Here is a 13119-nt window from a genome sequence, read left to right as displayed (position 1 = left end):
CCCTTTTTTCTTTTTGCGTCCCATTTCCTTCCTCACCTTTTCTCTCACTCAAATTTCTTTCTTCTTTCCCCAGGGACAATCCCCTAGCTCTTTCTCATCTTCCACATTTTCCCCCAAAAAAGAACGAGAGAAATATTCTCCCGTCCAAAAATATTTTTCTTCAGTTAATAAAATTTCGCTGTCACTAACTTTTATTTTTCCATTTTAATAAGAATTAGCTGCTGCCATAATGTCCTTATAGGCCCAATGCTTTGAATTTAAATCTGTAAATTTCTTTACGTCTTTAGATCTTTCTAACTTTTCAAGACCCTTATCGTCAAGTTTTATATTATAAAGACGGTTGACCATAGCTGTAACTTCTGCCCTTGTTATGGCTGCATCTGGTCTAAAAGTACCATCTGGATAGCCTAAAATTCTTCCATTGGCGTAGGCTTTATTAATATAGGACTCATACTTGTGGCCTTTTGTATCTGCAAAAGGTGCAATGGCGTCTGACTTCTTATCAATAACAGAAATTAATCTAGCCAATTCTCCTCTAGTAATAGGATCGTTTGGTCTAAAGTTTTCGCCAATCTTTTCTTCTAAAATACCTTCTTCGTAGGCTGAATTAATAAATTCATTATACCAAGCCCCGTTTTTAGTATCGGAGAAATTCCCCTTATCTGAACTTGACTTAAGACCTTCAAGTTTTGCAATAATTGCAAGAGCTTCTGCCCTTGTCATCATTCCTTCTGGCCTAAAGTCACCTTGAGGATAGCCACTTATATAGGCCTGGTGACTTACTTCTTTTGTAGGTTTTTGAAGTCTTTGACTTGGCCTAGCTACTTGACTTGGTCCAAATATAAAATCAAGTGGAATATAAGAATAAGCTGGTCTTTGGTCTGGTCTTGGATTTATTTTTTCCTTATCATTATTATCTGCTGGAACTTCAGGTTTTTTCTCTTTTTCTCTTACTATCTTTTCAGCTGGAATTTCATTTATTGACCCATCTGCATATATAAGACTTCCATTTCCTTGGTCATCAACTTTCACTTCTTTGGTTAATGGGTTTTTGTCCTTAATCTTCTTTATTATTTCTGCTTTTTCTTCATCTCTTAACTTATCTTTATTGTCAATTTCTGTTATATCTGGATAAACTAAAGGATTATTTTCTGCATCAGATGCTTTTACTGTTACTTTTACTTCTACTATTCTCGTCGACCCATTTTTGAAAGTGATTTTTATTTTTCCTGTGTAAGAGCCAGACTTTTTATTATCAATTACTCCATCTTCTGTTAGGTCCTCGACTTTCGAACCTTCTGGCAGGTTTTTGATGTTATCTGTTAGGTCGTAGTCTTTTCCCCAGTTTACAATTTCTTCTTCTACATCTACTTCTGGAATTGGCCAAATTATGCCAGCTTCTTTTTCTACTTTAATTTTTACTAAAGCTTCTTCACTTGATCTATCTGGATAAGTTATTAAAACTAGCGCATCTACATTTCCTGCTTTAGCAGTATCTGGATTTTCTTTCCACTGGTATTTCGTATTTTCTGGCAAGTCGTCCTTGTTTTTAATGGCATCTTCTGCCTTTGGATTTTCGCCTTCTTTTATTGTAAGGTCTTGAGTTTCTGGAGTATATTTTTCTGCGTCAGATGCTTTTACTGTTACTCCTACTATTCTTGTTGATCCGTCTTTGAAAGTTATTTTTATTTTTCCTATATATGTGCCAGATTTTCTATTATCAATTGCTCCATCTTCTGTTAGGTCTTCGACTTTCGCACCCTCTGGCAGGTCTTTGATGTTATCTGTTAGGTCGTAGTCTTCGCCCCAGTTTATAATTTCTTCTTCTAACTCTACTTCTGGTATTGGTGTGATTAAACCAGCTTCTTTTTGTATTTTTATTTTCACTAAAACTTCTTCACTTGATCCATCTGGATAAGTTATTAAAACTAGCGCATCTACATTTCCTGCTTTAGAAGTATCTGGATTTTCTTTCCACTGGTATTTCGTATTTTCTGGCAAGTCGTCCTTGTTTTTAATTGCATCCTCTGCCTTTGGATTTTCGCCTTCTTTTATTGTAAGGTTTTGATCTTCTGGAGTATATTTTTCTGCTTCTGTAAAATCGACTACAGTAATTTCAACGGTTGAAGTTTGAATTGTATTTACTATACGAGGATATTTAATATTAATTGTAGCCTTTATTGGTTGACCATTAGTAGGCTTGCTTACGTCTGGTTCTTTTATCCATTCAAATATTATTTCGTCTAAGAGTTCTTTCTTATTTGCAATTGCATCTTCAGGCTTTGGAACTTTCCCAATAGTTGTAGTTATATTTTGGACTATGGCTTCTATATGTGAATACTTAGCAATATTTTCTACAAAATCACTATACATATAAGTTAATGGAAATTTCCATCCTGTGTGCTTCCAGCCCTTTTTGGCTATTACTTTTGGTGGTGTTAAGGTCACTTTTTTTCTAGGCTTTACCCAATAAATAGTTGTTTCTGTAGCTGGAATTTTTCCATGTTGACCTTTCGAAAATGTCACTTTGTTATATCCCATTGGAACATCTGGTCTTTTACTTCCAATTTGTGGAACTACATCTTTTACATAAGTTGCTACAAATCTGCTTGTCTCAACTTGACCTTGTTTTTCTGTTAGCCTTGTTCCTTGTCCACCATTATCTCTCCAAACGAAGAAGTTTTCATCATCGCTAACAGGTTCTGGATCTTCTGGCTTTATTTGAGTTTCTACTTCTGCCCAAGTTGCTTTATCAAATACATCAAAGATTTTTACTTGAGAATCTTTGGCCTTACTTGTTGGATCAAAAGTTATTCTAACATAGCCTTCTTTTGGTTTTTCTGTTTGTGGATTTTCAATTATCATGGGAGCTTCTGCTAATGGCTGCTTATCTAAGTTTTCATCAGCCCTACTGGTTCTTATTATGTAGTTATCAGTATCATCTACTAAACTAAGTTCATCTGCTCTAGCTTGATTGTTTTCTGATTCTGGTCTAAGTCCACTTGCTAAGGCTGGATTTGCTGTGCTAAAAATTATTATTAAGGCTAGCACAAGCGAAGTTATTTTTCTTTTCATAATCTTCCTCCTAATACGTTTTCCTACTAGCGATTTCAAGTTCTCTTATAATTATTCTCCATATAATTTATTGTAAGGTTTTTATATATGTTTTTCAAGCTGGTTATTGATTTTTAATATTCTTTTAATAAAAGACTACTGTTTTTATTGTTTGGGTTTTAGCCTAAAAGCAAAGTAGGTTAAAATAATTAGTTAGAAAAATTATTCTCTTGCTCTTAAAATTATTTTCCATGCTTAAAGCTAATGGGACGCACATAAATGAATGTCTCTTAAACTCACAAAGCAATGTCCACTTGCTTAGAATGTCCCTCCCAAAAAACAAAAACAAAAATGAGCGAAAGATTTTTCTCTCGCTCAAAAAATTATTTTTTATTCAATCTTTTCTACTAGAATTCTCTTCCAGTTTTCGACAATCATATCATCTACATAGTTTCGTCTTTCATATCTGTGGGAGTTTGCTGCTTCCATAACATCATAATAGGCCCAGTGACTTGGATTCATATCAGTAAACTTCTTCAAGTCATAGTGATTTGCTAAATAATCAAAGGACTTGTCGTCAGCTTTTCTGTCGTATAGACGGTTTATCATAGCTGTAACTTCTGCCCTAGTTATATCTGCATCTGGTCTGAAAGTACCATCTGGATAACCTAAAATTCTCTTGTTGCCATAGGCTTGGTTAATATATCTTTCGTACTTGTGACCTTTTACATCGGCAAAAGGTGCAATGGCATCTGACCTCTTATCAATAACAGAAATTAGTCTGGCTAATTCTCCTCTAGTAATTGGGTCATTTGGCCTAAACTTTTCTCCTGATTTTTCTTCTAAGATGCCCTTGTTATAGGCTGCATTTATAAATTTATTAAACCAGTCTTGCTTCTTAGTATCAGAGAAAATTCCCTCGTCTGAACCAAGAATATAATTTTCAAGTCTAACAATTATTGTAACTGCCTCTGCTCTAGTCATCTTGCCTTCAGGTTTAAAGTCTCCTTCAGGATAGCCCTTTACATAGGCCTTGTGAGGCTTTTCTTCAAGAACTTTTGGTTTTTTTGGTTCAACTGGCCTAAATATTGAGCCTAGTGTAAAACCAGGAATTTCTGGTCTTTCAACTTCAGGTTTTTCTTTTTCAGCTTTTTCAAACATAGCTACATAAACTTCTGAAGTTGGAGAGATTTCTTTAATAGTAGCTTCTCTTGAAACTTCCTTGCCCTTCTTATCAATCCATTTTACAAATCTATAACCAGCTTTTGCTGTAGCTGTTGATCCTTGAACATTATTAGCATTTGTAAGCTGTTCATAAGATGTGCTTACTGCTCCCATGTTTTCATCTGCTGGAATATAAAGAATTTGGATATTGTCATCAGCTTCTACATAAGTTGCAGTAATTGTGGTATCTTCTATAAATTGTTTTCCAACTTTTGGATCATAACTTTCTCCAGTTATTGGATCTCCAATTTTCCATTCGTTAAATACCCATCTATTTTTTCCACTTGGATCTTCAACTGGAATAGTTACTTCTTTTTTTGGATTTACCCAGAAAATCCTATTGGCTTTTGTCTCATCTGTTGCCTTGTCTGTTGGAACAAAGGTTACTTGAACAAAATTATTTGGCACATCAGGCTTCTTATTTGGATCAGTTTGTTCAACATAATCTGGAAGGACTTTTACTATAACTACAACTTCTTCTGTTTTTCCGTCATCATAAATAACTTCTATCTTAGCAGGACTGTAGCCTTCTTCACTTGTATCTGCATCTTCAAGTACTTTTATAGCTTTTACATCAACTAGTGGTTTTCCTTCAGAATCTTCTAGGATTATTAAAGCATCTTCATATTCTTGAACAGAAACTTTATCTCCTATATTTTTAATAATCTCATTGCTTTCAAAGCCTATTTGAATTTCAGGGTCTCCATTTTTTTCATAGAAGGCATAGATTTCTGTGTCAACTGTAAATTGATAGTCTTTTGTAAAGTCATAAATTCCATCATTATTTGATGAGTTTATTTCTTTGTTATTTGTTGTCCATTTCTTAAATCCATATTCTTCTTTGTCTGCTTCCTTTATTGAAATTTCAGGAATTGTAACTTTTGCCAATGGATTTACATAGTAAACTTTGATTTTTTGTTCGTCTTCATCATAAGCTTTAGGATTTACAGTAATTTTTACATAATTATCTGGTGTTTCAGAAGTCTTGTCACCATTTGTATCACCAGGATAAATGTTGTCATATACTTTAACTGGAACTGTAATTTCTTTTACTTGTCCATTGTTAAATTCTACCTTGACCTTTGCCTCAGTCATGCCTGGCTTACTTACATTAGGATCTTTTGTTATTTCAAAACTTGAAACATTTTCATCAAAGGATAAATCTGTTTCTCCAAGTATCATCTTTAAAGCCTTTTCATAATCTGAAAGTTCAGGTTCTCTTCCAACATAAGTTTCAACAAGACTTGCATCAAATATAGGTTCTGGAATAGTCTTTTCATACTTAGCAGTAATTATAGTTTCTTCTGTAAAATTAGCTGTTAAAGAACTTGACCATTCTTTAAATTCCCATTTAACTTCATTACCTGCAGCATCTGTTACTATATTGCCAAATTCGTCTTTAACTACATCACCTGTTGGTTCACTAACTGGGATAGTTACTACTTTTGTTGGATTAACCCAGAAAGTTCTTTCAAATCTTGTGTCTTCTGTAGCTTTTTCGATATCATCTTCTGTTGTCTTAACAATAACTTTTACAAAATTATCTGGTACATCAGGTTTATTATTTGGATCTTCTTGTTCAACAATGTCTCCAGTTACATTATATTTTACTGTAACTTCTTTTTCTTCTCCGTTAGGATAAATAACTCTAATTGTTGTTTCTTTGTTTGTTCCTGGTGTTTGAGTGTCAGGTTCTTCTCCTGGAACAAATTCAAACTTTGTTCCTGGTGGAAGATTATCTGGATTGTTTGGATCGTTATCGTCATAAGGATTTTTTATAAAATCTTTTGGCGATGGATCTGATCCTTGTGGTATCCACTCGTTATCTTTTCCTATAGGTTCAACATTGTCATCATACTTGTAAGTTGCTTCTATATAAGTTTCTTCACTAAAGGTATCAAAGATAGTTTCTGAATAAGTTTTACTATCATCTGGTTTAGTTGTCTTCCATCCACTAAACTTAAATTCTCTAAAGATTCCATCTACAAGTTTACTTGCGCCTGTAGGTGTATTCACTGCTAACCAAACTTCTTTTTCAGGATTTACCCAGAAAGTCCTTACAAAATAAGTGTTGTCAGTTGATAGTTCAGTTGTATCTACAGTTACTTTTACATAATTTTCAGGAACATTAGGTTTGTCTTTGCCCTTTTGTTCAATGACATCATCATTTTTACCTAGAGTTATAACAGTGTTTTTAGTAAATTTATGGCGTTTATTGAAGTCAAAAGCTCCATCCTCATTTTGATTTGTATCATCTGCGCTCCAATAAGTGCTTCCAAGAATTTCTTTGTCAGCATCACTTATAATTATCTCAGGAATATCTACCCAAGCTTTAGGATTTACATAATAAACTTTTGAATCCTTGTTTTGTGGCTCACCAGTTGGATTTACTGTTACCTTTACATATGGTCCTGTTATTTTGAATAATTCTCCATCTGGATCTTTTAAAGCATCATTTAATAATTTTTGTTCAGCTTCACTTGTAAGTCCTTCGTAAACATTTTTGTAAATTTTTACTGGAATTTCAATATCTTGTACAGAATTGTCTGCAAATTTAACCTTGGCCTTAAAGATTTCTGTTCTGACAAGTTCATCCTTGTCTAGCTTATTCTTTTCTTTTACTTTTTCATAGATGTCTTCTTGACTAAGTGAATTTCCAGCTTCATCAACGATTGTTATTTCAGCACCTGCTGGCAAGTCACTTTCAACATCATCTTTATTAACCCACTTAACTTGTGCTTTTAATTCATCAATTTTTGGAACAAAATCATTGGTCCAAATTCTCTCAGGATCTTTATAGGATTCTGTTTTTACAAGTTCATTTACCTTTACTCCTGACCAATCGAAATAAGCGGTAAAAGTGTAGTCCCTGTCTATGACAGTGTTGCTATTTAAAAGTTTTTCCTTGTCCCACTTGATAAATTTCTTACCAGCATCAGGAGTGATATAATACTTGCCTTCTTCTTTTGTTTGGCCTTCTTCCAATTTTTCTGGAACTGGAAGATTATCTGATTTTAGTCCAACTATTACATCGTAGTAAAGTTCCTTAACTGGATTGTCATTATCATCTGTAAAGTTTCCGCCATCATCTGCAATAAAAGTTACTCTCTTATATCCATCTGGCACTGGATCATCAGGCTCTTTTACTTCAATAACTCTTACATCCTTGTAGAAGAAGTTAATTTCATCAAGTCCACTTTCATTTATACCTGCAAAAGTATCTGTATCTTCATAAATATCAAAGAATAATTGTTGTTGAGGCTTGTCATTTAGAACCCAACCAGGAATTTCTCTGTAATTTCTAGCATCGTAATGACGCTTGCCGTTTACTACTGTTTCGTTAGGAACAATGGCATATTCTTTTTTTATATTTGCAAATTCTTCTTTATTCTTTGCAAGAAGTTCTTTATATGCAGCACTCTTTTCTTCAGAACTCATTTGAGTATTATCTTTTATAGCTTTATAAGCAGCTTTAGCCTTTTCCATAAAGGCTTCAACTTCTGTTTTACCTCTTTCATCAAGATAATTTACATCATAGACTCTTTCTTTAAATGGCTTGTAGAAAAATTCAAAGCGATTGTTCTTTGCCTTAGGATTATCTACTAAACCGCCTGTGTCAGGGTCATGAACTTTTTCTGGCTCAACTCTTAAAATTTGGTTGTAGGAGTTTTCTCTACCTGTTTCATCCTTATAAGTTTGATAATCAGTATTTGCATTGTAAAGGGCATCCCACTCAGCTTGAGGAACTAACAAGTACTTGTCCCCTTGTCTACCTCCAAGGCCTGTTGTATAGGATCCAACTCTTCTGTTATAAAGATTTTGTAATTCCTTAGATGTTTCCTTATAACCTGCATATAAGAAGTGGTGGATAGCCTTAACTGTAATTAGGTCTTGTTTGTTCCAAATTGCTCTAAGATAGACATTTCCTACAACTTTGTTGCCAAAGTGATACATTTCAGGAACCTTATACAAGTCCTTGTAACTTGTATCTTCGATTTCAGTGTCATTGCCATTTTCATCTTTTGTATATCTTACAAATTCCCAACCAGCAAAGTTGTAGCCAGGTCTTGTTGGTTCAATAGTATTCTTAATTCCATCTTCAGGTTCTTTAAGAATCATCTTGTGGACAAAATTAAAGGTGTTAGGTTCTCCAGCTACTTTTTCTGGATAAGTGTGAACTTCGCCATCTATTTCAAGTTTTTTACTTTCATCGGAAATATTTTCTGGGCTTAAGTTTCTTAAATTTCCACCATTTGGATCAAACTTTACCTTCCAAATTGTCTCTGGTTCTCCCCACTTAGCATAGAGAACTTGGTCGTAGTGAAGTTTGGTTTCTTTGCCGTCTTTTACCAGATTTTCGCCGGCAGGATCCAGTGCCCAGCCTAAGAAGCTCCAATCATCTGGTACCCAAGCTGGTCTAGTAGGTACATATTTTGTATCTAACTCTAAATCCTTTAATGGAAATTCATAAGGCACATCTAAAATATTACCCTCACCATATTCATTGTCATTTTTTACGGTCTTAGGGTCGTTGTTTAATTTTAATTTGTACTTGTTGCGAGAATAATTTGCAAAATTGTAGGCATTTCTACCTTCAAAGGATTTTGTACCCCAAGGAAATTTATCGATGTATTCAATCTTGTCGGTCTCGCTTCTAAAAGGCGTCTTTTCATTTCTCTCTGCATTTAATTCATCAAAAGATTTATCAAATCTACCTTTTGGATTAACAAATATCCATTCTGCTTCTCTTGTTTCTTCTTTTAGGGTAAAGCCTTGAAGATTAGGCAAAATGAAGGCATAGTTTGCATTCGTGTCGCTCTTCCAATAGGAAAGGTCATAATCTATTTGCTCATTGCCATCGAAATCGTCTTTTATAATATCAATGTGGTGGACAACGGATTCGACCCAGGATGTCGATCCAAGGGAAATCTCATATTTATCCCTAGCTTTTGTTTCATTTTCTCCTATAGGTATTTGATCTCCGTGACCAAATCCGTAATCCTTTACATCATCACTGTCGATAAAATCTTCTGCACTCAAACGATAAGGCGGTGTGTCACGAAAAATTAGTTCTCCTGGTTCATTAACGTTAATTGTCCATCCTATAGGACCCATGTCTCCATCCGGTGAACTACTGGCAGGCGGAAGTCCTGAGAGCTCCTCATCCCTTGGCCATATTTTATCTAAACTTTGGTTAAAGCGAGCCTCTACTTTATAAGGAGATCCTTTTGTCCCTATGACTTTTCCATTTCTTGTTATAGTAGGCCAATAGCTAGACGATGGATCCCATCCCTCTTCATTAGGGGCCGTAAAGTAAAGAGTATAGACTCTGCGGTCGTAGTAGACATTGTAGACAGTTTCTCCTGTTGCTAAGACTTCTTTTTGAACATTAGGATCCTCTTTTGAAGCATTTTGCTCTTTTGTCAATTTTTCATTTAAGAAATAATATCTTTCGAATTCTTCTTTGTCTTCTTGAGCTTTTTCCAAACGTCCGTCATTTAAGTCTGGGAAGGTAATACCATGGATATCTAAATCAGTAAGCTCTGGAGTTGAACCCGTATCAGCATTGTCTATCCTTCTTGCGCCGATAAAGTCGTAGCGGTCACGTAAAGGAAGGGTGTCGTCTTGGTCATTATAATCTGGTTTTTCAGTCCAAAATTGGATGACGTAGTCTGCCTTATCATTTTCAGTCCACTGTGCAGTAAAAGTAAGGCTTTCTGCTGACATGGCATTTTTTATACCGTCTTGGAACTTTCCACCTACTTCAAAGTCTGCTTTGGTAATTAAATCATCTGTAGAAAGAGTTTTTTTATTGCCATCAGCATCAACATAGTTTATATCTTTATTTACCTTCCAGCCTTGTAAGGTCGCTCCCAATTTTTTAATATCAAAATTTAATTTTGGAATAGTTTGTCCATAGATAAGAGTCATTCCTGGCAGTTCAGTTCCGCCTGCAGAATCAAAATTCACATCATAAATAGCACGGTTGTAACGCATTTCTATTTCAAAGTCAGCTGAATTTTGTGGCACTTGGGTTGTTAGAACATTGACTTCAGGCTCATATCCTTTGATTTTTTCTCCATCTAGAGCCTTTATAGTAACAGATGTTCCTGTAACACCAGTTTGAGATGTATAAATAAAGTTAGTATCTCCATCCCTATGACCATACTCATCACGATTTTCCAATTTTTGGAAAGTGTGTTTTATCTTTATTGTTCCTTGTTTTGCCTTATAAAGATATGGGTGCTCTCTCTTATATTCATTGCCATCCCAGTATCCTTCTCCATCATTTTTTTTAATGTAGTCATAATTTACAGTAAAGCTTTTTGTAGGCGAAGTATAGCCATCAATGTCTGGCAAGTCTATAGTCTTATTAATCTTTAATTTTTCTTCGTCTGTTAGAACTTTTTCGTCACCAACTGTTGCTATATAAGGCTGATAACCAATAACCTCTTCATCATTTCTTGGCAGCTTATAGTCTGCACGCATGGTGTAAAGCTTTGGCATGTCCGGATTTTTTATAATTTCCTCTGCAGCTTTGCCATTTGTCTTTGCTACTTCTACAGGCAGCTTTTCATTGTTAACAATGTTTGCCTTGTTACTTTTTAAGTTTTCATAGTTATAAGTAACTTGGGCAAAGGCCTGTACTGGTACTGATATTAGCATTAGTATTGCTAATATAAATGTTGTGATTCTTCTTGAAAAGTTGTTCATAATTACCCTCCTGTTGATTAACTTTTCTCTTTATATTTTTGTGTTTAGTTCTTTTATTATTGACCTTCAGCTATGGAATATAAATTATATATATAATGGTAATGTTTTCATGGTTTTTAATTTTCTCACTTATATTAGGTTATTAGGTCGATTTTACATTGAAAAGTTTTGATTTTTATAATCTTTCTATTTGAGTCTTTAAAAAAATTTGTTTGTTCTTTTGTGTAATAAATTTATCTTAATTATAAACGTTTTTTCGCTAAAATACAAATGTTTATGGGGTCTAGTTTTGTTTTTATTCTTGATTTTTTATTTTTATATTTTTCGATTGCAAAGAGGATAAAGTTAGTTGAGAAATTGTTTTAAGATAATAAAGCAGACAAGTTCTAAAAAATGTCTTCTTGCTTAAATGAAAATTAGGTCTCGTTTATAAAAATTTTTCTTCGTTTCATCGGGGACAGGCCACAAGGGACAGTCCCCTAACTTTTGGACTAGGGCTTCAAATGTCACCCAAAACAAAACATCTCCCAAATAATAAAAAATGAGCGAAAGTTTTTTCTCTCGCTCACAGTTTTTATTTTACTTGTAGAAATTCGTCCATTAGGGCTTGGTCTTTGTATATATATTTTATTGGTGTTAGGGTGATGTAGCCTTGGCTTAAAAGTTTTTGGTCGGCGCCGTCTTTTAGGTCTATCATCTTCCTGTCTTTTAAGAAGACATGGCTGATTTCTTCTGATATTATTTCTTGTCTAAATCTGTCGTGGACAAGGTCGCCAAGTTCACAAACTTTTATACCCTTGATTTCTTCTTCTGGAAGTTTTGGCACATTGATATTTAAAACAATAGGACCTGCTAAAACCAAATCTTGGTATTTTTGAAATATTCCTGGGACAAAACTGGCTGCTGTTTTAAAGTCGCTAGACCCGTCTTTGAATTCTGCTGATACTGCTACTCCTGGCAGGTTGTGAAGGTTGGCTTCTGCGCAGGCTGCTACTGTTCCTGAATATTTTATATCTCCTCCTGCATTGTAGCCTCTGTTGATGCCAGAAAAAATTAGGTCTACGTCTTCGTGTAATAGAGCCAGGCCAATTCTAACACAGTCTGCTGGCGTTCCACTTACTGAATAAGATGGATTTTTTAAGCCTTCAAGCTTTACTTTTTTTATTTCTAAGTGACTTCTTAGGGTTACTGCATGAGATGTGGCAGATTTTTCTGAGTCTGGTGCAACTACATAGACTTCATAATATTTTTCGAGTTCTAAGGCCAGAAGTCTAAGGCCTTCTGAATTAATTCCGTCATCGTTGGTTACTAATATTTTCATTTTTTCTCCTTTAGGTCGTATAGTCTTGATGGTTCAAATCTAGTGGCAATGTCTAAGTCAACTACTGACTTTTCGACTTTTAAATTCATTTTTTCTATTGTATCTTCCATATTCTTATAGGCCAGATGAGTGGTATTATTTTCTATTGATAGATGAGACAAAACCAAGGCCTCGCCATTTCCCTTTAATATTTCTCTGGCAACTTCTGAGCAGTTTTCGTTTGATAAATGACCTTGGGTTGATAAAACTCTTTGTTTTAATGGCCAAGAATATGGTCCGTTTTTTAGCATTTCTATGTCGTAGTTAGATTCTAAAAAGTAAAGGTCTGAGTCTCTTATGGCGTCGATTATCTCCTGACTGACCCAGCCTGTGTCTGTTATTAGAGAAACTTTCGATTTTTCGTCTGAAATTGTGTAGCCATTTGGATTTACTGCATCGTGAAAGGTTGGCACTGGAGTGATAAACATATCTTTAAAGTAAAAGCCCTTTTCATTTGAAAATTTTTTTATGTTTTTCATCTCAAGTTTTCCAAGTGATTCTTCCATGGCCTCCCAGGTTTTATAATTTGCATATATTGGCAGGTCAAGTTTTCTTGAAAGAATTCCAACTCCGTGAATGTGGTCTCTGTGTTCGTGGGTGACAAAAATTGCATCTAGGTCTTCTGGTCTTAGGTCAATTGTTTTTAAAAGACTGAAAATCTTTTTTGCTGACAGGCCTCCATCTATTAAAATTTTTCCTTTTTCCGATTCAATATACTGGCAGTTGCCTGATGAGCCACTGGCCAGTGAACAAAATTTAATTTTAAC

4 protein-coding genes are annotated in these 13119 nt (G+C 34.6%); all 4 read right to left on the bottom strand.

The window, feature by feature from the left end; translation table 11 throughout:
- Nucleotides 1-204 precede the first annotated feature (204 nt).
- On the bottom strand, nucleotides 205-3075 hold the full coding sequence (locus tag BN2667_RS08995) for a Rib/alpha-like domain-containing protein (protein ID WP_054252987.1): 2871 nt from the start codon (nucleotides 3073-3075) through the stop codon (nucleotides 205-207).
- A gap of 369 nt (nucleotides 3076-3444) precedes the next feature.
- Nucleotides 3445-10992 (bottom strand): S-layer homology domain-containing protein, encoded by a 7548-nt coding sequence (locus BN2667_RS08990; RefSeq protein ID WP_054252986.1) that lies wholly within the window; start codon nucleotides 10990-10992, stop codon nucleotides 3445-3447.
- Nucleotides 10993-11566: 574 nt separating this feature from the next.
- On the bottom strand, nucleotides 11567-12313 hold the full coding sequence (gene surE / locus BN2667_RS08985) for a 5'/3'-nucleotidase SurE (RefSeq protein WP_054252985.1): 747 nt from the start codon (nucleotides 12311-12313) through the stop codon (nucleotides 11567-11569).
- On the bottom strand, nucleotides 12310-13098 hold the full coding sequence (locus BN2667_RS08980; protein WP_278308143.1) for an MBL fold metallo-hydrolase: 789 nt from the start codon (nucleotides 13096-13098) through the stop codon (nucleotides 12310-12312). Before BN2667_RS08980 ends, surE begins: the two co-directional genes overlap by 4 nt.
- Between the last annotated feature and the right edge of the window lie 21 nt (nucleotides 13099-13119).

This window comes from Neofamilia massiliensis (assembly GCF_001299475.1).
In the GTDB taxonomy this organism is placed as follows: domain Bacteria; phylum Bacillota; class Clostridia; order Tissierellales; family Peptoniphilaceae; genus Neofamilia; species Neofamilia massiliensis.
The sequence above is the reverse complement of the archived record's forward strand: the minus strand, read 5'-3'. Positions and strand labels throughout refer to the sequence as shown.